20 protein-coding genes and 1 tRNA gene are annotated in these 21,745 nt (G+C 68.1%); 8 read left to right on the plus strand and 13 right to left on the minus strand.

Annotated elements, in window-relative coordinates:
* Positions 1–78: 78 nt before the first annotated feature.
* Positions 79–930 (minus strand): Bax inhibitor-1/YccA family protein, encoded by an 852-nt coding sequence (locus tag JF781_RS25030; protein ID WP_225329619.1) that lies wholly within the window; start codon positions 928–930, stop codon positions 79–81.
* Between the two features lie 223 nt (positions 931–1,153).
* Between JF781_RS25030 and JF781_RS25035 the strand changes: the two genes are divergently transcribed.
* The 4 genes from JF781_RS25035 (at position 1,154) to JF781_RS25050 (ending at position 5,511) form a co-directional block, all read left to right on the plus strand.
* Positions 1,154–2,191, plus strand: coding sequence for an enoyl-CoA hydratase/isomerase family protein (locus JF781_RS25035; protein WP_225329618.1), 1,038 nt, complete (start codon positions 1,154–1,156; stop codon positions 2,189–2,191).
* A 14-nt stretch (positions 2,192–2,205) separates the two neighbouring features.
* Positions 2,206–2,997 (plus strand): enoyl-CoA hydratase, encoded by a 792-nt coding sequence (locus tag JF781_RS25040; protein WP_225329617.1) that lies wholly within the window; start codon positions 2,206–2,208, stop codon positions 2,995–2,997.
* A gap of 9 nt (positions 2,998–3,006) precedes the next feature.
* Positions 3,007–4,791, plus strand: a complete 1,785-nt coding sequence (locus tag JF781_RS25045; RefSeq protein WP_225329616.1) for an alpha/beta-hydrolase family protein — start codon at positions 3,007–3,009, stop codon at positions 4,789–4,791.
* Between the two features lie 102 nt (positions 4,792–4,893).
* Positions 4,894–5,511, plus strand: coding sequence for a TetR family transcriptional regulator (locus JF781_RS25050; RefSeq protein ID WP_225329622.1), 618 nt, complete (start codon positions 4,894–4,896; stop codon positions 5,509–5,511).
* Positions 5,512–5,822: 311 nt separating this feature from the next.
* Here JF781_RS25050 and JF781_RS25055 read toward each other — a convergent pair whose 3' ends face one another.
* Together JF781_RS25055 and JF781_RS25060 are read right to left on the minus strand one after the other, a co-directional pair.
* Entirely contained in the window at positions 5,823–6,260 is a 438-nt protein-coding gene (locus tag JF781_RS25055; RefSeq protein ID WP_225329615.1) for a rhodanese-like domain-containing protein, read from the minus strand.
* Entirely contained in the window at positions 6,257–6,874 is a 618-nt protein-coding gene (locus JF781_RS25060; protein WP_225329614.1) for a cysteine dioxygenase, read from the minus strand. The genes JF781_RS25055 and JF781_RS25060 overlap by 4 nt, the downstream gene beginning before the upstream one ends.
* Positions 6,875–6,989: 115 nt before the next feature.
* Here JF781_RS25060 and JF781_RS25065 point away from each other — a divergent pair, with 115 nt between their 5' ends.
* The gene (locus tag JF781_RS25065) at positions 6,990–7,442 is read left to right on the plus strand and encodes a lipoprotein LpqV (RefSeq protein ID WP_225329613.1); all 453 of its coding nucleotides are present in this window, start codon (positions 6,990–6,992) and stop codon (positions 7,440–7,442) included.
* 98 nt (positions 7,443–7,540) lie between these two features.
* Positions 7,541–8,611 (plus strand): patatin-like phospholipase family protein, encoded by a 1,071-nt coding sequence (locus JF781_RS25070; RefSeq protein WP_225329612.1) that lies wholly within the window; start codon positions 7,541–7,543, stop codon positions 8,609–8,611.
* Positions 8,612–8,646: 35 nt separating this feature from the next.
* Here JF781_RS25070 and JF781_RS25075 read toward each other — a convergent pair whose 3' ends face one another.
* The 10 genes from JF781_RS25075 to JF781_RS25120 all read right to left on the minus strand — a co-directional run bounded on the left by JF781_RS25075 (position 8,647) and on the right by JF781_RS25120 (position 19,151).
* Entirely contained in the window at positions 8,647–9,516 is an 870-nt protein-coding gene (locus tag JF781_RS25075) for a patatin-like phospholipase family protein (protein WP_225329611.1), read from the minus strand.
* A 24-nt stretch (positions 9,517–9,540) separates the two neighbouring features.
* Positions 9,541–10,431, minus strand: coding sequence for a class II glutamine amidotransferase (locus tag JF781_RS25080; protein WP_225329610.1), 891 nt, complete (start codon positions 10,429–10,431; stop codon positions 9,541–9,543).
* Between the two features lie 27 nt (positions 10,432–10,458).
* Positions 10,459–10,932 (minus strand): SRPBCC family protein, encoded by a 474-nt coding sequence (locus JF781_RS25085; RefSeq protein WP_225329609.1) that lies wholly within the window; start codon positions 10,930–10,932, stop codon positions 10,459–10,461.
* Between the two features lie 31 nt (positions 10,933–10,963).
* Positions 10,964–12,595: a long-chain fatty acid--CoA ligase gene (locus JF781_RS25090; RefSeq protein ID WP_225329608.1), complete on the minus strand. Its 1,632-nt coding sequence runs from the start codon at positions 12,593–12,595 to the stop codon at positions 10,964–10,966.
* 329 nt (positions 12,596–12,924) lie between these two features.
* Positions 12,925–14,019, minus strand: coding sequence for a YncE family protein (locus JF781_RS25095; RefSeq protein WP_225329607.1), 1,095 nt, complete (start codon positions 14,017–14,019; stop codon positions 12,925–12,927).
* A 407-nt stretch (positions 14,020–14,426) separates the two neighbouring features.
* Positions 14,427–15,188 (minus strand): DUF427 domain-containing protein, encoded by a 762-nt coding sequence (locus JF781_RS25100; protein ID WP_225329606.1) that lies wholly within the window; start codon positions 15,186–15,188, stop codon positions 14,427–14,429.
* Between the two features lie 82 nt (positions 15,189–15,270).
* Positions 15,271–16,068, minus strand: coding sequence for a hypothetical protein (locus tag JF781_RS25105; RefSeq protein WP_225329605.1), 798 nt, complete (start codon positions 16,066–16,068; stop codon positions 15,271–15,273).
* 51 nt (positions 16,069–16,119) lie between these two features.
* Positions 16,120–17,337: a bifunctional 2-polyprenyl-6-hydroxyphenol methylase/3-demethylubiquinol 3-O-methyltransferase UbiG gene (locus tag JF781_RS25110; RefSeq protein WP_225329604.1), complete on the minus strand. Its 1,218-nt coding sequence runs from the start codon at positions 17,335–17,337 to the stop codon at positions 16,120–16,122.
* A gap of 277 nt (positions 17,338–17,614) precedes the next feature.
* Positions 17,615–18,871 (minus strand): HNH endonuclease signature motif containing protein, encoded by a 1,257-nt coding sequence (locus JF781_RS25115; protein WP_225329603.1) that lies wholly within the window; start codon positions 18,869–18,871, stop codon positions 17,615–17,617.
* Positions 18,872–19,077: 206 nt separating this feature from the next.
* Positions 19,078–19,151 (minus strand) — tRNA-Leu (locus JF781_RS25120).
* A 350-nt stretch (positions 19,152–19,501) separates the two neighbouring features.
* Between JF781_RS25120 and JF781_RS25125 the strand changes: the two genes are divergently transcribed.
* Both JF781_RS25125 and JF781_RS25130 read left to right on the plus strand, forming a co-directional pair.
* A complete protein-coding gene (locus JF781_RS25125; RefSeq protein ID WP_225329602.1) occupies positions 19,502–20,386 on the plus strand; it encodes a PE domain-containing protein in 885 nt (294 codons plus the stop codon).
* 59 nt (positions 20,387–20,445) lie between these two features.
* Complete coding sequence (locus JF781_RS25130) at positions 20,446–21,597, plus strand: PPE family protein (RefSeq protein WP_225329601.1); 1,152 nt, start codon at positions 20,446–20,448, stop codon at positions 21,595–21,597.
* The last annotated feature ends 148 nt before the right edge of the window (positions 21,598–21,745 follow it).

The raw sequence follows: 21,745 nt of genomic DNA on the forward strand, positions 1-21,745 counted from the left end.
TGCAGGCGTCGACAGTTGCACTCTCGCGCACAAAAAACCGGCACGCCCATCGGCGTGCCGGTTTTTTGTGTGGCAGAGCTAATCGTTTTGTAGATAGCTGAGCAGACGCAGGATCTCGAGGTACAGCCAGACCAGCGTGACGGTCAGGCCCAGCGCGATGCCCCACGCCGCCTTGTCCGGTGCACCGGCGCGGACCATCTGGTCGGCCGCGTCGAAGTCGATCAGGAAGCTGAACGCCGCGATGCCGATTAACACCAGCGAGAAGATGATCGCCAGCGGGCCGCCGCTGCGCAGGCCCAGGCCGGCGCCGCCGCCGACACCGAACAGGGCCAGCACGAAGTTGCCCAGCATCAGGGCCAGCACGCCGAACAGCGCGGCGACCACCATGCGGGTGAACTTGGGCGTGACCCGAATGGCACCGGTCTTGTAGACCACCAACATGCCGAAGAACACCCCGAAGGTGCCCATCACGGCCTCCCCGATCAGGACGCCGGCGTTGGCGTTCGACACCGAGAAGTGGGCGAACACGAACGAAATCGCGCCCAGGAACAGGCCCTCGAGGACGGCGTAGCTGAGCACGATCGCCGGGCTGTCCTGCTTGCGACCGAAGGTCGCGACCAGCACCAGGCCCAGCCCGCCCAGCGCGCCGATCATGGTCAGCGGCATCGCGAGCGCGAGGTTCGACACCACCAAGAAGTAGGAGACCACGGCCGTGGCCGCCAGCACGGCCAGCGTGATGCCGGTCTTGGTGACGACGTCGTCGATGGTCAGCGGACGCGAAGCCCTGGTCTCCTGGTACGGAGCCTGGTAGGGAGCCGCATAGGGGTCGGCCTGGTAGCCCTGCATGGGGGCCGCGCCAGTGCCGAATTGCGCGTATCCGCCCCTCTGCTTAGGCAGCGAACGAAATACCGGGTTGCTTGTCTCCCGCACCGTCGGATCCTCTCTTATTGGCTTCGAGCTGTGCGAACACACTCTCAACGATCAGCGGCCCACGCTGGTTCCCAGCCGAGCTGGGCATTTTGTGGAGGTCTAGCGCCTAGGAAGGCCTACGCCGTTGCCGTCGCGTTAAAGATAACCCTTACCCGCGCATACCGGGCCGGTCGCGACGATCTAGATTTCTTCCTCGAGGCTGGACCGGCTCGAGGGAGGCTGCGTGACCGACGGATCCGATGAGGTTCTCACCGAGGTTGACGGGAGCGTCGGCTTGATCACGCTCAACCGCCCCAAGGCGATCAACTCGCTGAACCAGCAGATGGTGGACGATCTGACCGCCATCCTCACCGGCTGGGCGGACGACGACGCGGTGCGCGCGGTGGTGCTGTCCGGCGCCGGTGAACGCGGACTGTGCGCGGGCGGCGACGTGGTGTCGATCTACCACAGCGCACGCAAGGACGGCGTCGAGGCGCGACGCTTCTGGCGCGACGAATATCTGCTCAACGCCCGCATCGCGGAGTTCCCCAAGCCGTACGTCGCGGTGATGGACGGCATCGTGATGGGTGGCGGCGTGGGCGTCAGCGCGCACGCGAACACCCGGGTGGTGACCGACACCTCCAAGATCGCCATGCCGGAGGTCGGCATCGGCTTCATCCCGGACGTCGGCGGGGTTTACCTGCTCTCGCGCGCGCCCGGCGGGCTGGGCCTGCACGCCGCGCTGACCGGGGCGCCGTTTTCCGGAGCCGACGCCATCGCCATGGGCTTCGCCGACCACTACCTGCCGCACGGGGACGTCGAGGCGTTCCGCCGGGCCATCGTCAGCGACGGCGTCGAGAACGCGCTCGCCAAATACACCGTCGAACCGCCACCGAGCGAACTTGCGGCACAACGTGATTGGATCGACGACTGCTTCGCGCGTGACACCGTGGAGGACATCGTCGCGGCCCTTCGGGGCCACGACGCGGGCCCGGCGAACGATGCCGCCAACCTGATCGCCACCCGCTCCCCCATCGCGTTGTCGGTGACGCTGGAGGCGGTACGCCGCGCGGCCAAGCTGCAAACGCTCAAAGACGTTCTCGTTCAGGACTATCGGGTGTCCTCGGCGTCGTTGCGCTCACACGACCTGGTCGAGGGCATTCGCGCCCAGCTGATCGACAAGGATCGCAATCCGACGTGGTCGCCGGCGCAGCTGGCCGCCGTCACGGCAGCCGACGTCGAGGCGTACTTCGCCCCGGTCGACGACGACCTGAGTTTCTAGAAAGGCGGTTTGGAATGACGGGCGCACCCTCCAAGAACTACGAGACCATCCTCGTCGAGCGCGATGAGCGTGTCGGCATCATCACCCTGAACCGGCCGAAGGCCCTCAACGCGCTGAATACCCAGGTGATGAACGAGGTCACCAGTGCGGCAGCGGATTTCGATGACGACCCCGGCATCGGGGCCATCATCATCACCGGCTCGGCCAAGGCGTTCGCCGCCGGCGCCGACATCAAGGAGATGGCCGACCTGACGTTCGCCGATGCCTTCGGCGCCGACTTCTTCGCCCCCTGGGGCAAACTCGCCGACGTCCGCACCCCGACGATCGCCGCCGTGGCCGGGCACGCGCTGGGCGGCGGCTGCGAACTGGCCATGATGTGCGACGTGCTGATCGCCGCCGACACAGCGAAATTCGGCCAGCCCGAGATCAAACTCGGTGTGCTGCCCGGCATGGGCGGCTCGCAGCGCCTGACCCGCGCCATCGGCAAGGCCAAGGCCATGGACCTCATCCTGACCGGGCGCACCATCGACGCGGCCGAAGCCGAACGCAGCGGCCTGGTTTCGCGCGTGGTGCCCGCCGACGACCTGCTGACCGAGGCCAAGGCCGTCGCGACCACCATTTCGCGGATGTCGCGGTCGGCGGCCAGGATGGCCAAAGAGGCCGTCAACCGTGCGTTCGAATCCACGCTGGCCGAGGGACTTCTCTACGAGCGCAGGCTGTTCCACTCGACCTTCGCGACCGAGGACCAGTCCGAGGGGATGGCGGCCTTCGTCGAGAAGCGCGCGCCGAACTTCACCCACCGCTAGGACGCCTCCATGAGCGAACCGGGCTCCGCGACGAACATCGACGCCGCCGCCTTGCCGGCGGACGACGCCGAGGAGTCGGCGAGCGCCGGCCCCGAAGCCGCACCCGTACCGGCGCCCGCACCGCGGGCCGGGCGCGCCGCGCCCACCCTGCCGTGGACCGAAAAGCCTTGGTGGGTACGACATTACACGTTCACCGGCACCACGGTCGGCCTGATCTTCATCTGGCTTTCGCTGACCCCCTCGCTGCTGCCGCGCGGCCCGTTGTTCCAGGGGCTGGTCAGCGGGCTCTCCGGCGCCATCGGCTATGGGCTGGGCGTCTTTTCGGTCTGGTTGGTGCGGTTCATGCGGGAAAAGGATGACAGCCCGCCGCCGCCGCGCTGGGCATGGAAGGTCTTGATCCCGATCGGCGTGGTCGGCCAGGTACTCATGGCGATCTGGTTCCACGTGTGGCAGGACGACGTGCGCGACCTGATGGGCGTAGCGCACCTGCAGTGGTACGACTACCCGCTGTCGGGAGTCTTATCGCTGGTCGTGCTGTTCACGGCGGTCGAGATAGGTCAGTTCACCCGGTGGTTGGTCCGCTTCCTGGTCAATCAGGTGGACCGGTTCGTACCGTTTCGGCTCTCGGCAACCATCGTGGTCGTCGTATTGGTCGTGCTGACCATCACCGTGCTCAACGGCGTCGTGCTCAAGTTCGCGATGCGCACCATGAACAACACCTTCGCCGCGACCAACAACGAGATGAACCCGGACAGCGCGCCGCCGAAGACCCCGCTGCGTTCCGGCGGTCCCGAGTCGCTGGTGTCATGGGAATCCCTTGGCCATCAAGGGCGCGTCTTCATCGAGGGCGGTCCCAAGCTCGACGACCTGACCAAGTTCAACGGCGCCCCGGCGACCGAACCGATCCGCGCCTACGCCGGGCTGAACTCCGCCGACGGCATCACCGCGACCGCCGAGCTCACCGCGCGCGAGCTGCAGCGCACCGGCGGGCTGCGGCGCGCCGTCGTCGCGGTCGCGACCACCACCGGCACCGGCTGGATCAACGAGGCGGAGGCCAGCGCGCTCGAGTACATGTACAACGGCAACACCGCGATCGTCACCATGCAGTATTCGTTCCTGCCGAGCTGGCTGTCGTTTCTGGTGGACAAGGAGAACGCCCGGCACGCCGGCCAGGCGCTGTTCGAGGCCGTCGACCGCCTGATCCGGCAGATGCCGGAAGGGCAACGCCCCAAGCTGGTGGTGTTCGGTGAGAGCCTCGGCTCGTTCGGCGGCGAGGCGTCCTTCATGAGCCTGAACAACGTGCTCGCCCGCACCGACGGCGCCCTGTTCAGCGGGCCGACGTTCCAAAACACCATCTGGACCGATCTGACCTCGACGCGTGACCCCGGCTCCCCCGAGTGGCTGCCGATCTACGACGACGGCCGCTACGTCCGCTTCGTGGCCCGCGCGGGCAACCTGGCGCGCCCCAAGGAACCGTGGGACCACCCGCGGGTGGTCTATCTGCAGCACGCCTCGGACCCGATCGCCTGGTGGACCCCGGACCTGGTGTTCAGCAAGCCCGACTGGTTGCGCGAGCGGCGCGGCTATGACGTGCTGCCCCAGACGCGCTGGATCCCGGTCGTCACATTCCTACAGGTGTCGGCCGACATGGCCGTCGCGGTGGACGTCCCCGACGGCCACGGCCACCGCTACGTCGCCGACGTCGCCGACGGGTGGGCGGCGGTGCTGTCGCCGCCCGGGTGGACGCCGGAGAAGACGGCCCGGCTGCGGCCGCTGCTGCACGCCGGCGACTAGCCGGGTGGGCCGGGAACCGGCAGGGACGTCGGCTCAGGCGTCGGCCAGCCTTTTCACTAACTGTTGAAATGATATCGTTCGCACGTGTCGCCACCTGGGGAAATGCAGAAGCGGCGCGGTAGACGCCAAGGCGAACCGGTATCGCGCGACGCGGTCCTTCGCGCGGCGAAGCGGCAGTTCGCCGCGCATGGTTACGACAAGACGACGCTGCGCGCGATCGCCGACGATGCGCGGGTAGATCCCTCGATGGTGCTCTATCTCTTCGGCTCCAAGGCGGCGTTGTTTCGCGAGTCGATGAAGTTGGTGCTGCCGTCTGACCTGCTGACGAGTGAGATCGCGCAGAAAGACGACGATCTGGGCTGCCGCGTAGTGCGGGCCTACCTTGGCATCTGGGAGCAGCCCGACACGGCCGCGAGCATGGCGTCGATGGTGCAGTCGGCGACGTCGAACGGCGACGCCAACGACGCGTTTCGCGGGTTCCTGCACGACTATCTGCTCAGCGCGGTGTCCGGCGCTCTGGGCGGTGGAGATGAGGCGCGTCTGCGGGCGACGCTGGCGGCGACCAACCTCGTCGGCACTGGAATGCTGCGGTACGTCATGCGTGTGCCGCCACTGTCAGAGCTCGCGGTCGATGAGGTGGTCGGATTGGTGGGGCCAGCAGTGCATCGATTCCTCACCGCGCCCGCCGACGAGCTGGGGCTACACCTGGCGTCGCGATAACCCGCCGAGAAACTCTGCGGTCACGCCGACATGCCACACGAACCATCCCGCTAATTCAATCACTATTGAAATTTGCCAGCGGTCCCTCTACAGTTCTGCCAGGGGGCCGACGAACGGAGTCCTCATGTCACGCTTGGCCGCGAAAATCGTTGTCGCGACGGTCCTCGCCATCACCGCTGTAACCGCGACCGCATGCGTTCCCGCGGCCGGTGTCGAATCACCCGTCGGGGTTGCCGTTAACTAGTTTCGCGCGTTCCCTGACGCCGGGATCCGTCGCCACTACCGCCAAACGAGTCAACGACTCACGGCGGCTAGATCCAGCGGCGGCCGCCGGCACCCGTGTCCACCAACGCGGCGTTGGTCGCACCGCCGGCCAGTTGGGTGAGCACGCCGGCGCCGGCCAACGCGTGATAGCCGCCGATGACGTCGGTGGCGCGGTGCAGGCCGATGTCCAGCAGCGCGGCCGCGGCCAGGCTCGACGTGTAGCCCTCCGAGCACACGATCACCCATTCGACGTCGTCGCCGACGGCCTCGGGCAGTTTGGCCTCGCTGGTGGGGTCGCAGCGCCACTCCAGGACGTTGTGTTCGATCACCAGCGCGCCGGGTACCTCGCCCTCGCGGAGGCGCTGCGCCTCGGGCCGGATGTCGACGAGCACCGCGCCGCGCCGCAGCGCGTCGGGCACTTCGGCGGCGGGCAGGCGGCGATACCGGCGCCGGGCGGACCTCAGGACGACGTCGATGCGGCTCACGAAGATCCTTCCGGCTCGTCGGTCAGTTCGGTGCGTTGCCGGCGCAACGTGTTGCGATCGGTGATGTCGTAGTAGGACATCGCGGACAGGGGCGGCGAGTAAGCGTGCACGCTCAGGGTCGGCTGCTGCGCCGGCGCGGCGCTCGCGCCCGGCAGCCCCGTGACCGGCACGGTGACGGGCCGCGGCGCCCAGACCACGTCGTGCACCCAGCCCAGCGGGAACCCGGCCTGATCTCCGGCATCCAGCCGACGGCGGCGCAAAGCCCTTCCGTCCCAACGGTATTCGTTGAGTGAGCCGGACACGACGGTCAACGCGCCCAGCGACCCGCCGTGGTCGTGCAACTCGGTCGGATGGCCGGGCACCCAGCTGATCAGCCAGACGTCGAGTTCCTCGTCGCCGTGGATGCGGGTGAACCAGCGCTGCGACTCGGGGATGCCGCCCTCGGGCAGCAGGTGATCGCAGCGGCCGCTGAGCACGGCGTCGGCGGCGCGGTCGGTGGCGTGCAGAAGGTCGGGGACGCGCAGCCGGGTCGGGCCCGCCGACGGCGACGAGTGGGTTCGGGGGTGCGTGACCGCGGCGGCGACGGGCGCAGCCCCGGCGAGGGACACAGACATGGGGAGAACTCCAGAGCGAAAAAGGATCGGACAGGCGGCGGCGTGTTACGGCCGACAACACTCGCAAAATCCGAAGCGCTCCATCACGGCCGCCAGTGTTGCATAGATTGAGACCGTGCGCTGGCGCGGTGGTCGACCCCGGCGGCGGGGCGCGGTGGTGGCCGCGGCCCCCGTGGTCGCCGTCCTGGTGGCGGTCGTGGGCTGCTCGCACGGCGACCATCACGGTGCGCCGGCCTCGTCGGCCCGGCAATCGGACGTCGCCGGCGGCCCGGGTTCGGCGCCGGCGGACGCCATCGGCGTGTCCCCCGGCGGCGTGACGACCAGGGTCGATGTCCCCGCGCACTCGACCGAGGAGGAGTACTACCAGGCCTGTCACGCCGCAAAAGTGTGGATGGACGGCCAGCCCAAGACGGGTGCATCGCTGTTCGAGCCCTATTTGGCGATGCTGCAGGCGTCGCCATCGGGCACCCCGGGCAGCTGGAACGCCCCCTGGTCGACGTTGACCCCGGCCCGGCAGGCCGCCGTGATCGTCGCCGCGCGGGCGGCCGCCAACGACGAATGCGGGTAACGCCGCGCGCACGAACCTTCCCGCGCCGTAATTACGATCACGGCTGAAAAAAGTCCCCGCGCGGCCCACCGAGGGCCCGCGCCGCGCAAAATGGTGGGGTGCCTGACGAACTTCCGCGTCGCTCGGCACCGACTCGGGTAGCACTGGCGCTCGGCAGCGGTGGCGCCCGCGGCTACGCCCACGTCGGGGTGATCGAGGCGCTGCGAGCACGCGGCTACGACATCGTCGGCATCTCCGGCTCGTCGATGGGCGCGCTGGTCGGCGGCCTGCACGCGGCCGGACGGCTCGACGAGTTCTCCGAGTGGGCGAAGTCCCTGACCCAGCGGACCATTCTGCGGCTGCTGGACCCGTCCATCAGCGCGGCGGGCGTGATGCGGGCCGGGAAGATCCTGGACGCGGTGCGCGACATCCTGGGCCCGGTCGCCATCGAAGACCTGCGGATCCCCTTCACCGCGGTGGCGACCGACCTGTTGGCGGGCAAGTCGGTGTGGTTTCAGCGCGGTCCGCTCGACGAGGCGATCCGGGCGTCCATCGCCATCCCGGGGGTGATCGCGCCGCACGCGGTCGACGGGCGGCTTTTGGCCGACGGCGGGATCCTGGATCCGCTGCCGATGGCACCGCTCTCGGCCGTCAACGCCGACCTGACCATCGCGGTGAGCCTGTCCGGCAGCGAGGCGATCACCACCCGCGAAGCCGAGCCGGGGGCCACCGTCGAATGGTTGACCCGCATGGTGCGCAGTACCTCCGCGCTGCTCGACACGGCCGCCGCCCGCTCGCTGCTCGACCGGCCGACCGCCCGGGCGGTGCTGAGCAGGCTGGGTGGGCCCGGCGGCGAGCCGGAGGACTGGCCGGACCATCCCGATGAGCAGCAGCCCGCGGCCGACGTTGACGCCGGCGAACTGGCCGCCGCGGTGTCCGACGTGCCGAAGTTGGGCAGCTTCGAGGTGATGAACCGGACGATCGACATCGCCCAGGCCGCGCTGTCGCGCCATACCCTGGCGGTCTACCCGCCCGACCTGCTCATCGAGGTTCCGCGGTCGACGTGCCGGGCTTTGGAGTTTCACCGGGCGGTGGAGGTGATCGCCGCCGGCCGGGCGCTTGCCGACGACGCCCTGGACTCGCTGGAAGCCGGGGGCGACGAGGCCGTCCCGCCCGCGCTCGACCGCTAAGGCACGCTAAAGGTATTGCGCGGCAGGCCAACCCGTCATAAACCCAGGAACCGGGCGATGGCCGCGGCTTCGCGGCGACCCTGCGCGCGCCCGGCCAGGGCCGAGGGGATGCGGCAGCCCGGATCCAGGGGATTGGGCCCGAAGGCGGCCAGCGAATCGGCGTCGGCGAACACCGCGAACGCCGCGCCGGGAAACGATGCGATCTCGGCGGCGGGCCCGGCACCGAACGGCGATGGCGCGTCGACGCCCGAGGGCACCAGCACCACCGCGGCATCGCAGTCGGCGGCCACCACGAGGTTGACCGAGCTGGCGACCCCGCCGTCCATGTAGTGGCGGCCCGCGATCCTCACCGGCGGCCACGCCCCGGGCACCGCGCAGCTGGCCGCCACGGCATCGACGAGGTCGACGCCGGACTCGCGGTCGAAGACGGCCAGTTCTCCGGTCGCGACGTCGATGGCGGTGAGCCGCAACGTCCGGTCGGGCCAGTCGTGCGACGGCAGGCGCTGGGCGATCACCTGGCGGCGCACCGGCGCGGCGACGGTCTTGGTCGCCAGCGCCACGGCCCCGATCCGCTGCATTTGTTGGCGGGTCTTGTCCAGCGGCTCGTCGTACGGGGCACCCAGTGCGGTCAAGAACAGTTCGGTGATGGTGTCGACGTCGACGCCGGAATCGATTTCGGCCGACGACTCGGCGACTTGCCGGTCGAACAGCTCGTCCAGCGTGTGGCCGCTGCCGAGCTGCGCGGCGACGGCCGAGCCCGCCGACGTCCCCACCAGCACATCCGAGTCGATCAAGACGCGGGCCGCGGCCGGCGACTCGTCGGCGATGCCCCGCAGAACACCTGTCTCCCAGGCGATTCCCGCTATCCCTCCGCCCGCCAGCACCAGGGCGCGTTTGTTCGTCACGCTCACCAACTCTGCCAAACGGCGTCAGACCAGCCGCCGGGTGCTCGGCAGCGCGTGCTGCGAGTCCGCCACTGGCGTGCTCAGCTCCTCGCGGCGCAGCAGCTGCCTCGGTGGGTCGGGCAGCACCAGGCTGCGGGTGACGCGCAGCCTGGTGTCGACGTGAATCAGCTCCCCCGGCTCGAGAAGGCGCCAGCGGGAGTCGCCGTCCATGCGTTCGGTGGCGAACACCACCGACGAGCGGGTGCACAGGTGCTCCGATCGCGCGTGAATTCGTATGGTGTGCAAGTCGAATTCGGGGTCCTGCGACGCCGCCCCGTCGGATCGATCCAAGACGTAGAGCTCGTGGGTTTGCGGATAACGCAGCGCCCACATGTCGGTGGCCGTGCTCAGCAGCACGTTGACGGCGTAGATCGGGACGTGCTCGGCGAGCCATCGCATGGCGTCGACGAGCCCCGCGGTGATGTCGCCGTCGCGGGCGCGGATCGAGCCGGTGATCAACGCGAACACCCGCTCGGAGTCGGTGTCGCCCAACACCAAGTCGTCGGTGCCGATCTCACGCAGCCGCTCGTCGATGATGTCCAGCCCTTCGAGGACTCCGTTGTGCGCGAAGATCCGGCCGTCCTGCAGAAACGGGTGGGTGTTGCGGATGTCGAGCGAGCCGGTGGTCGCATAGCGGACGTGGGCGATGACGGTGGTGCCGGTCATCCGGTGCGCCTCGGTCGCGAATGCGGCGTCCTGCCAGGCCGCTATCGGCTCCTTCAAGAGGTGCGGTCGCGCGTGTTCGTCGAAGATGCCCAGGCCGGTGCCGTCGGGGTTTCTCCGGCTCTGTTCGGACAGGCTGTCCGGCGCGTCCAGCAGCCAGAAGGTTGCGGTGCACGCGTGCGTCCCGGCGTGCAGGCCAAAGAGTCGGCACATGCCTTCACACCGTAGTGGTCCACGGCCTCAGGTCGTCAGCAAGGCCGACAGGTTGGCCAGCGCGCGGCGCGCGTAGCCCTTCCACATCCTGCCCAACAGCGGAAGCGCCCAGGCCGTTCGCGGCGATTTCGGGTGGATGTCCCAGCGCCACGTGATCTCGGTTCCGGCGGCCGCCGGGGCGAAAACCCATTCGCCCACAACGTGATCGACGAGCACCGCCATCGGGCCGGTGACTTCGCAGAGCCGGTAGCCGAACGACCGCGGCGGGTCGACACTGGTCAGTTCCTCGCGCATGGTGGCGCCACCGGCCAGGTGCACGATGCGGGTCTGACCCGCCGCATCCCAGGCGCCGGTCTGCTCGCGCACGTCGCGGATCGGCGGGAAGGGGCCGTACCAGCGGTTGAAAAGCGTGGGCAGTGGCATCGGCAGCGTCCGGCCGAATGCGTCGTGAACCGCGACCGGTGTGACGACGGATTGATCGACGACGAGTGAATGTGCCACTGTTCCAAGCCTTTCCGGTCGGAGCGCTGCGTCAGTCGCGGGCCTCGATCACCTGGTAGCGGTCGTCGGCGTATCGCGACCGGATCATCTTCTTGTCGTACTTGCCGACGCTGGTGCGCGGGATCTCGTCGACGAACGTCCACCGCTCGGGCAGCCACCATCGAACGACCTTGTCCGCGAGGAAGGTTCGCAGCTGCTCCGCGGTGACCGACGCGCCCTCTTTGGCCACGATCACCGCGAGCGGGCGCTCGTCCCAGCGCTCGTCGGGAACGCCGACCACCGCGGCCTCGACCACCTCGGGGTGACCGATCAGGGCGTTCTCCAGCTCCACCGAGGAGATCCATTCCCCGCCGGATTTGATGACGTCCTTGGCCCGGTCGGTCAGGGTGACGAAACCGCGGCCGTCGATGCGACCCACGTCGCCGGTGCGCAGCCAGCCGGAGTCGAACTTCGATTCGTCGCGCCCCAGGTAGTAGGAGCCGGCGATCCACGGGCCGCGGACCTCGACCTCCCCCACGGCGCTGCCGTCGTTGGGCAGCACCTGGCCGTCGTCGTCGACGATCCGCATCTCCACCCCGCAGACCGGTTGGCCCTGGGTGCCGCGGAAGGCCCAGTGCTGGTCCTCCGGCGTGCCCGGGGGCGGCCAGGCCATGGTCGCCAACGGCGAGGTCTCGGTCATCCCCCACAACTGCCGGATCTGCACGTTGTGCTTTTCCTCGAAGGTGCGCATCAGCGAGACCGGGACGGCCGAGCCGCCGCAGACCACCAGCCGCAGCGACGACATGTCGTGGTCGGGGTCGTCCTCGAGGTGGTGCAGGACGGAGTTCCAGATCGTCGGCACCGCGCCGGTCACGGTGGGCCGCAGGTCTTCGACCATGCCGACCACCGACGCTGGGTCGAGGTGGCGATCCGGCAGCACCAGGTCGGCGCCGGCCATCAGCGCCGCGTACGGCAGTCCCCAGGCGTTGGCGTGAAACATCGGCACGATCGCCAGCACGCTGTCGACGGCGCCGACGCCGATGCCGTTCGTGGTGCACGCGCCCATGGTGTGCAGGTAGCTCGAACGGTGGCTGTACACCACGCCTTTCGGGTTGCCGGTGGTGCCGCTGGTGTAGCACATCGCCGCCGCGGACTTTTCGTCGATGCGCGGCCAGTCGAATTCGGTCGACTCGCCGGCGATGACGTCGGCGTAGTCCAGCACGGTCTTGCCCGATTCCCGCAGCAGTTCGGTGTCGCCCTCGCCGACGGCGATCACGGTGTGCACGGTCTCGAGGCTGGGCAGCACCGGCCCGAGCAGTTTGATCAGCGAGGCGTCGACCAGCACCACCTGGTCTTCGGCCTCGTTGGCGACGTAGGCGATCTGTTCGGGGAACAGGCGGATGTTGAGGGTGTGCAGGACGGCGCCCATCGAGGGCACCGCAAGGTAGGCGGTCAGGTGGTCGGCGTTGTTCCACATGAACGTCGCCACCCGCTGGTCGCCGGTCACCCCGAGCCGGCGCAATCCGTTCGCCAGCTGGGCGGCCCGGCAGCCCAGTTCCCGATAGTTCGTCGTGCGGTAGCCGTCGCCGGTGGCGGTGGTGACGGTGCGATCCCCGTGAACCCGGCAGCCGTGGCGCATGATCGCGGTGATCGTCAACGGATAGTCCTGCATCGTGCCGTCCATTGATGTACCGCCTCACTCTCCGCGCGGCACGGTCCGTGCCAATCCGCGAAATGCGGTGCCCGCATTCCGGGTCGACGCGGGGGGCCGCCGACCGCTTCCCACCCTAAGCCCGAATTCGGCCATCGTGGCAGACATCACCCCGGCGGATGGGCGACGACGTGGATCCCGTTCGGCCGGCAGGGCTTTCGGATGACTCTTCGGTTGAGTGTGCGTCCTGGGATTTGAGTGTGAACGCTGGGCGGCGCGCGCCGACGATCCCCACCGAGGATGCACGCTCAAGGGCGAGGATTCACACCCTGGACCTCGCGCCGTCCCCGCGACGAGGCCGGCTAGGCCAGCGCAGGCTCCCACAGGGGCACATCGAACAGCCAGCCGGCGGGCGGCGCGTCCGGGTGATCCGCATCGCCGCTGTGCGGCGCCGGGCCCGTGACGATCCGCGCCGCGGTGACGACGCCGGAATAGTCGGCGACGTAGAGGTGGCTCCCGTCGGGGCTTTCCAGCACGCAGGACGGGTTGTTGGTCACGGTGACCTCGCCGAGGACGTCCAGGGTGCCGGTGCCGAGCACCGTGACGCGGTCGTCACTGGTCAGGTAGGCCCGCTCGCCGTCGCGGCTGAGGGTCATCCGCGCCAGCGGTCCGGTGATCTCGTTGATCTTGTGCGTCTTGACGAGTTTGTTGGTGCGGGTGTCGATGACGTCGAGCACCGAGCCCACCACCGGGCCGCAGCTCGCCACATAGGCCGTGGTGCCGTCGTTGCTCAGCGCCACGTCGCGGACGGGCAGGCCGAGCTCGATGGTGCCGACGACCCGCGACCGGCCGCCGACACGGCCGCCGTCGTTTCGGGTGCGGGTTTCGACGACGGCGAGGCTGCCGCCGTTGGGGCCGTTGACGCCGACGTAGAGGCGCCGCCCGTCGGCGCTGGCCCGCACGCAGGCGGTGGTGGTGCCGGGCGCGGTGGCCAGGTCGATCACCTCGAGTTCGCCGGTGGTGGTGTCCAGGACGGTGACGTCGGCGCCGCGAACGGCATTTCGGCTGGCGTAGAGGTATTTTCCGTCGGCGCTGACCGTCAGGGCGCTCACGCTGTGCGCGAGCCGATGCGTGGCGATCCGCCAGTTGGTGACGACGTCGACGACTTCGATGGCGTCATAGGCGGCGGTGGCCGTGCTGACGTAGGCGTAGTTGGCGTCCGCGCTGCTCATGGCGACGGCGGACGGTTCGCTGAGCCCGGCGATGGTGCTCGAGACCCGAAGGGTGCGGGCGTCGATGACCGATACCGCGTCGCGGCCATAGTTCGTGACGAGCAGCCGGCGCCCGTCGCCGCTGAGGTCCATGTCGCTGATCGGGCCGTGGCGCACCGGGACTCGCACCACCGCGGTGTCGTCGACCTCGAACCCCGTCGTCGTTGGGTCGTATGCATCACTCACGCTGGTACCGCCTTTGCTGTGTTCGTCGGCCTGGTGGCCAAAGTGACGATGTCGCACGCACGCGACGAATTGGCCTCCGGATCCACCGGCTTTCAGCACCCAAAGGCGCCGACGAGACTGGTTTTCGGTAGTCTACTGACCAAAATTCGCCTCAAAGCAGTTCAAAATGCTCGACGTTAGCTACGTCACTTCCCGCACTCAGGTTCTGCTCAGACTTCCAATCACGCTGTATCGCAATCGCTTACCCGTAGCGAAACGCATGCAAACCCCCTTCCGGCGGATTTTGCCTGCGCCGCTAACGATTCGCGTTTCCGCTCTACCGATGCTTTAGTAAGGAATTCTCAGGATTTGCCGCCGACGAGGGGAATATCACATCGCCCCCGCGTCGGCCGCGAGATGACGGATCGCTAGCTGAACTGGGTCTGCGGCCGCGCCAACGTGGTCCCGTCGACGACGATGTCCAGCTTTTCGTTGTAGAAGGCGATCAGACCGGCGATCTGACCGACCGCGGGCAGCGGATAGTGGTAGGTCCACGCCAGGTCCTCATGCACGAGGTCACCCACACGCACCGACCAATAGCCTGACGTCGTTCCCTTGTACGGGCACAACGTCTGTGTGGTGCTGGGTTGCAGGTGCTCGAAGTCGACGTCAGTCGGATCGATGTAATACCTTGTGGGCAGGCCCGTTTCGAACAACAGAACCGGAGACTTGGTGTCCGCCAAGGTGATTCCGTCAAGCTCCACCCGGACGTGGCGGTGGGAGCGCAGGGCGTCGACACGCGAATAGGGGTTGCGCGGGTGACCGTAGATCGGCTCGTCTTCCTCGAACCAGCGCAATGGATTCCATTCGAACCGCACGGTGCCGGCCAGCGGGCCGTCGCCGCCGGCGTCGAATACCCGCGCGGCGGACTCATGCGTCTGGCCGCCAGCCACCAGGGAGTGCAGCCGCGACGGGCCGAACTGCACTGTCTGGGCGTGGTTTTCGTCGCGCAGGAACTCGGTACGGACATCGGCCAGCGGAATGTAGTACTGCGGGTAGTAAGGAACCTCCCACACGTATCGGGCGGCGGTGGTGTCGAAGACCAGCGCGTCGCCGAGAAAACCACGGACCCGCCGGGGCGCGGGTTCGATCCTGCCCCGGGCGGCGGCCATCTGCGGATAGTCAGTCATGGTCGGTCGTCTCCCGGTATGTGGTGAATCCACACGTGTCCTCGTCGGGGCTGGGCGCGTTCATCACGACTCCTGCTCGGGTTCAGTGCCGCTTGTCGCGCACTTTGTACGTCGACGGCCACGACTTGCGGGACTCGTCCCCGGTCAATGGGGTTCCCATCCCGCCGACCTTGACGGCGTAGGCCTCCTTGCCGGGGCCCACCTCACGGTTGGCGTGTTCCTGGGCGAGGAAGTACAACTCGTCGATGGTGGCCTCGTCGTAGGCGACGAACGAGGTTTCCCGCGCCACGTCGTCGATCCCGGCCAGCATCCGGTCGGGCAGCAGGCGCGAGGCGACCGCGGCCAGGCCCAGCAGCCCGAAGGGGATGATCCAGTAGCAGAGGAACGACAGCGGGGTCTTGGTGTCCAGGATCGAGGCGGCGGTCGTCGCCGCGGGTCGTTGCGCGATCGAGGGGATCGCCGAGGACACCGTCATGGCGGCGAACGTCGCGACCCAGACCCAGCCGAGGGTTTGGTCGACGCGGCCGAACAGCCCGGTCTTGACGATGTCGGCAGCGTGTTCCGCCGCGACGAACTCGGACACGAACGGCTTGCCGGCCAGCATCCCGACCAGCGTTGCCACAAAGATGCCGGCGTTGCTCAGCGTCAGTATCCACCGTTCGAGGAACGACTGGCTGAGCGTGAAAGTCAGCACCGCGAGAATCAAAAGCGCTGTGAGGGAAGCGAAGTCAAAGAACTGCCACCGCCTGCCCGTCGCCGCGCCCAGGCCCAGGCTGACGGCGGCGACCGCCAGCGCGACCAACGCGGCAGCGGCAAAAGGAACGTTTCCGACAAGGACCCAATACACAATCCACGGCGCGAGACCGAACAGCATGCCCATGCTGGGTCAGTGTATGAGTGGCGGTTTGCGGAGCTGTCGGCGGACGCCCGGCTAACCGGGCGTCGTGTTCAGCGCCATCGCCAGAAAGTCTAGGCGCCACAGCGACTCGAAGAGCTGGCGCCCGAACTCCCGCACCTGCGTCCCGTCTTGGCGGTTGCCCTGGGCCACAGAGTCGATGATCTCTCGTATGGTGCGCCGGCCGTCGACGTGCTGGACAAAGGGCAGCTGAGCGGGGGTGAGCTTGAGCTGAGCGCCGGGCAGGTGGATCTCGTCGCCGGACAGCAGGCACGCCGTCCGCGGCAGCGGGACGTAATCGAGGGACGACGCCGCCGAGAAGTCGATCGCATAGTCCTGTGTCGGCCGTTCGGGCCGGCAGGCGAGGAAGAAGTGGGTGGCATTGGCCGGCTGCAGACGTTCCATCACCGACCAGAGCGTGGTGTCGGGTAGCCGGTTCAAGAGCGACTGGAACGGGCCCGTCTGTCCGACGAGCGCGTCGTGCGGGTAGTACGGCGAATTGCGCAGCCAGCCCTGGAACGCCAGCCCGGCGGCGTCGACCAGGCCCAGGCATTCCTCGACGGTGTAGCTGCGTTGCCGGGCGTGCAGGAAGGTGTCGATGAGCGCCCCGTCGGTCAGCAGATCACGCGCGCCCTGCAGGTACGGGCGGACGGGATGGTCGGCCGGCAGCGCCGCAACCGCCTCCTTGACCAGCTGAACCGACGCGTCGTCCTGCGACAATCCGAGGTCGCGGAACGCCGATTCGAGCATCTCGACGCCGATCCGGCCGTACTTGGCGTAGAGCATGACGCCCAGCGCCCCGTCGCGCCGCAGGCATCCACCGAGGGTTTTGAGCCCGGCCAGCGGGTCCGCCATGTGATGCAAGACGCCGGTGGAGACGATGAGGTCGAAGTCGCGGGACAGCGCCGAGGCCTCTTCGATGGGCAGCAGATGCAGTTCCAGGTTCACCAGCTGGTGCTTGTCCTTCAGGTACTGCTGGTGATCCAACGCCGAGCGGCTGACGTCAATCGCGACGACCCGGGCGGCGCGGTTCATGAAGGCGAAAACCGCCGCCTGGAACGTGCCGCAACCCGCGATGAGGATGTCGAGATCCGGCCGGTATGCGCGGTCGGGCCAGAGCATCCGGTGCGCCCAGTAGGGATCGAACCAGTCCCAGTGGTTCTTGGTCCACGTCTCGAGATCGGTTACCGGGGGCGGATATTCCCAGCGATCGTATTGGCGGGAGACACCGTCAGCCCGCGGATCCTCGGACACCTTCGCGCTGGCTCCTTCGCGGTGGCGGCTCGCACAACGGTCCCGACCAACGTACTTCGCGTGGCGTCTTTCGGCAGCGCTGAATCCGGGCGCAAACATGCTCTGCTTGAGCGCCACCGGCAGTCGGGTATTGACTGAGCGGCGCGCAGGTCTAGGGATCGCGGGTTGGCGGTGGGCGCAATTGTTTGTGCAGCCCGACGTCAGTGGCGCGTGGTGTGAAACGAATTATTTGATGCACCAACATGTTTGAGCGTCGATGCAGTCCCGGTAGCCGGGGCTAGTTGTTGGTCGGTGGTGGTTGGGGTTGGAAGGGGTCATACCACCACCAGTCGGCGCGTTCGCCGATAGGCCCGGGGCATGGCGCCACCGCGGGCGGGGCCTGTGTAGGTGGGCGCGCCAGTGATCCCGGGCTCAGGATTCGGCCGTCCTCGTCGGTGACCACCAGGGCATCCGCGGGTCCGGTGAGGGTGATCTCGCCACGGTGATGCAACCGGTGGTGGTAGGGGCAGACCAGCACCAAGTTGGCCAACTCGGTGGGGCCGCCGTCCTCCCAGTGCCGGATGTGATGGGCGTGCAAACCCCGGGTAGCGCCACAACCGGGAACCACGCACGTGCGGTCGCGGTGCTCGAGCGCGCGGCGCAACCGCCGATTGATCACCCGCGTCGACCGGCCAGCGCCAATGACCTCACCGTGGCGCTCGAACCACACCTCACAGGTGGCATCACAGGTCAGGTAGCGGCGTTCGGCATCGGACAGCAGCGGACCCAGATGCAGCGCGGCAGCGCGCTGGGCGACATCAAGGTGCACCACCACCGTGGTGTGCTGCCCCTGCGGGCGGCGAGTGGCCTCGGCGTCCCAACCCGCCTCCACCAAACGCATAAACGCCTCGGCCGTGCCCGGCATCGGCGGACGCTGATCACCCACGCCCGTGCCCTCGCCGTGGTCGCGCTTCCATTCGGCGATGAGCGCGTCACGATGCGAGGCCAACGCGGCGTCGAACTTCGCGGCATCCACGTGACCCAGGGTGATCCGATAACACGCGCCCTGCTCGGTGGCGGTCGCGATAAACGACCGCTCAGACGCCGATTCGGGCCGGGGTTCGGGGTCAGGACGCGGCTCCAGCCTGACCGCAGTGCGCAGCTGATTGACCGTGGCGACCGCGGCCAGTTGGGCGTAATGGTCATCAGAACCCTGCCCCGCGCGCGCCGCGATCACCCCCACCTGATCGGCCGAGAACCGGCCCTCGCGCATCCCCTGAGCACACCGCGGGAACTCGCTCAACCGGCCAGCGATGGTGGCCAGCGTGTGCGCGTTTGCCGACGAACACCCCAACTTCCAGGCCACCAACGCCGGCACTGAGCGCGCACCGGTCACACCGCACAATTGGTCGCGATCGATCTCGGCGACGATCTGCACGATGCGCCCATCAATCGCATTGCGCTGACCGGCCAACTCCGCCAACTCCTCAAACAACACCTCAAGACGGTCGCTCGCAGTCACCACCTCGGCGTCAACAGATGCGATCGAAGACATGACGCCATCATCGCAGCGACCACCGACAAAACCGGAGCCGTCGGATCCCGCTCGCCGGCAAGCAACACGTCTATCGGCAGCAATCACCGCGAATCACGAATCGTGAGCCAAGTCAGGACAAATCGTCGGGTGCATCAGCGTCCCCCAGGTATTCGGCGCGACACGGCCACCGGATCACGTGGGCCAGCCGAACTGCACACAATCGGTGCCCCCAGTCGGACTCGAACCGACACTTGACGGATTTTAAGTCCGCTGCCTCTGCCAATTGGGCTATGGGGGCCCGGCGGCGAATCTAGCGCGTGAACCCCGAACACGCGGCATCGCATTGCGGCCGATATTTGCCAGACGTCCAAGATGCGGGGCCCGTCCCCATCGATTAGTATCCGCGCGCCGCGCGCGACTTCTGCCTTTCCGCGCCCGCGATCAGATGACGTCCCGATGTCGTCCGACAGGGTCTTGTTAAAACTGCCGCCCTTGTCGTTAAGAAGCCGTAAACGACTGTAACCCCAGCTCATTGGGTGGGGAATGTGGAGTTGTGGCTCGCTAGCGTTACGCCAACGCACAGCGGCCGTTACGTGAACACACAGCGATCCACACCGGGGGTCGGCTCGTTCAGCATAGGAGCAACAAATGTCGTTTCTGACCACACAGACTGAAGAAATGCTAGCCGCGGAGACGTTGCTGTCCGGAATCAACAGCAACCTGGCAGCGCAAAACGCGGGCGCCGCGTCGGCGACCACCGTCATCGCTCCCGCCGCCGCCGACCCGGTATCGGCCCAGCAGGCGGCAATCTTCTCGGCGTACGGCACCCAGTACCAGACGATCGCCGCCGAGGCGCAAGCGCTTCTCGAGCAGTACTCGCAGACCCTGGGCATCAGCTCCAACAGTTACGGCGACACCGAGGCCGTCAACGCCAGCCAGGCCGCCCTCCAAGCGTTGGACGCCGTGGATCCCGGCACGTCTGCCGCGACGGGTTCCAACCCGATCGACATCCTCGCCTGGCTCCTCGGCTTCAACGGCCAGTCCAGCGGTGGTCTGGGTGGCATGTTCGGGCTGTCGAGTAACGGCGCCAACATCGGAAACATCGGTTTCGGCAACTGGGCCTCCGCCGGTTCCGACCTGCTCGGCCTCGCCGGTGGTGGGCTGCTGGACACCTCCGGCGCCGACGCGGGTGCGGCCGCCGCGGCGGACCTGGCCACCACGACCACGCCGGCCGGCGCCGGTGTGAGCGGCGTGGCCGGCATGGGCGCGATGCCAGCCGCCGCGATGGGCCAAGCAACCATGGTCAACAAGCTCTCCGTGCCGCCGAGTTGGGCCGGTTCCACCCCGGTGACCGGTTCAAGCGCCGCGCCGCTGCAGACGGTCGGCTGGACAGCCGCCGCGCCGCAGGGCGGTCCGGGAACGGTGGTGCCGGGCATGCCCGGCGTGGGTGCAATGGGACGCAACAGCGCCGGCTTCGGCGCGCCGCGCTACGGCGTCAAACCGATCGTCATGCCGAAACCGACCGCCGTCTAGGCAGTCACGCTCACCCGATAGACGTGGAATCCGAACAGTAAAAGGAGCGGAATACACAAATGGTGCTTGACTTTTCAGCGATACCCCCAGAGGTCACCTCGTCGCTCATGTATGCGGGTGCGGGCTCCGCTCCGCTCATGGCCGCCGCGACGGCGTACGCCAACCTGGCCGCCGAGGTGAGCACCACAGCCACGCAGTGGGAGTCGATCATCTCGTTGCTGACCACCGAGCAATGGACCGGTGGCGGGTCCGCCGCGGCGGCCGCCGCCGCCCAGCCCATCGTGACCTATCTGACCGAGACGGCGACGACGCTCGAGCAGGCGAGCGCCCAGGCCACCGCATCGGCGGCCGCCTACGAGGCGGCATTCGCCGCGACGGTGCCCCCGCCGGTGATCGCGGCCAATCGGACGTTGCTGGCCACCCTCGTCGCAACGAACGTCCTGGGCGTCAATTCGGCCGCGATCGCGGCGACCGAAGCGCAGTACGCCGAGATGTGGGTTCAAGACGCCACGATGATGGCCACCTATCAGGCCGCCTCGGCGGCGGCCGGCGTCCTCACCCCCGTGACGCCGCTGACGTCGACCACCGACCCGGCGGCCGCCGCGGCCGTGGACAACAGCGCGGTCGCTTTCGACGCGGTGAATGGCACGACGCAGGCGACCGGTTTGGACCTGTCGTCGCTCATCACGTCGCCAACCGGCAGTGGAGGCCTGCTGCAGTCCGTTGACAATTTGATGGGCACCCCATTCGTCTTCAATGCCATCAACGGCGGGATCAACACCGGGGCCTGGTTCACCATGAACGCCATCCCGAACGTGGTGTCACTGGGGCACACCCTCGGGACCGTGCCGTCGATTCCGTTCTCGCTGGCCGACTCTGCCGCCCCGGCGGCCGGCGCGGCCGCCATCACGCCCGGCACGACGGTGGGCTCGGTGTCGGGCGCGGGCGCGTCGGCCGCGCTGGGCGAGGCGTCCGCGGTCGGCCGCCTCTCGGTGCCGGCCGGCTGGAATGCGGCCTCCCCGGCGTCGTTGGCTTCGGCCACCGCCCCGCTCGAAGGCTCGGGCTGGACGGCCGCGGCCGAAGCGGAAGGCGTCACCGCGATGCCCGGCATGCCGGGAATGGCTGCGGCCGCCAAGGGCGCCGGCGCGTACGGCACCGGGCCCCGGTACGGCTTCAAACCGATCGTCATGCCCAAGCAGGTTGTCGTCTGAGAAGGGACCGCCGATACGGGAGGTAAGGGGGTACGTGTCGACCGTTTGACGCGAACAATTAACCGGCAGGCCGTAATCTATTGGAGCCGCGGCCACCGCCGCATCAATTACCACTGTTAAGACTTCGGCCGACTGAAGCTATCACGAT

This window comes from Mycobacterium sp. WUMAC-067 (genome assembly GCF_020217485.1).
Lineage (GTDB): Bacteria > Actinomycetota > Actinomycetes > Mycobacteriales > Mycobacteriaceae > Mycobacterium.

Bases quoted from the DNA above. Each gene is read 5' to 3' on its own strand.
- JF781_RS25130 (WP_225329601.1), top strand. From the start codon at position 20,446: ATGGTGCTTGACTTTTCAGCGATACCCCCAGAGGTCACCTCGTCGCTC.
- JF781_RS25105 (WP_225329605.1), bottom strand. From the start codon at position 16,068: ATGGGCATGCTGTTCGGTCTCGCGCCGTGGATTGTGTATTGGGTCCTT.
- JF781_RS25050 (WP_225329622.1), top strand. From the start codon at position 4,894: ATGCAGAAGCGGCGCGGTAGACGCCAAGGCGAACCGGTATCGCGCGAC.
- JF781_RS25115 (WP_225329603.1), bottom strand. From the start codon at position 18,871: ATGTCTTCGATCGCATCTGTTGACGCCGAGGTGGTGACTGCGAGCGAC.
- JF781_RS25045 (WP_225329616.1), top strand. From the start codon at position 3,007: ATGAGCGAACCGGGCTCCGCGACGAACATCGACGCCGCCGCCTTGCCG.
- JF781_RS25090 (WP_225329608.1), bottom strand. From the start codon at position 12,595: ATGGACGGCACGATGCAGGACTATCCGTTGACGATCACCGCGATCATG.
- JF781_RS25125 (WP_225329602.1), top strand. From the start codon at position 19,502: ATGTCGTTTCTGACCACACAGACTGAAGAAATGCTAGCCGCGGAGACG.
- JF781_RS25080 (WP_225329610.1), bottom strand. From the start codon at position 10,431: ATGTGCCGACTCTTTGGCCTGCACGCCGGGACGCACGCGTGCACCGCA.
- JF781_RS25100 (WP_225329606.1), bottom strand. From the start codon at position 15,188: ATGACTGACTATCCGCAGATGGCCGCCGCCCGGGGCAGGATCGAACCC.
- JF781_RS25060 (WP_225329614.1), bottom strand. From the start codon at position 6,874: ATGTCTGTGTCCCTCGCCGGGGCTGCGCCCGTCGCCGCCGCGGTCACG.
- JF781_RS25040 (WP_225329617.1), top strand. From the start codon at position 2,206: ATGACGGGCGCACCCTCCAAGAACTACGAGACCATCCTCGTCGAGCGC.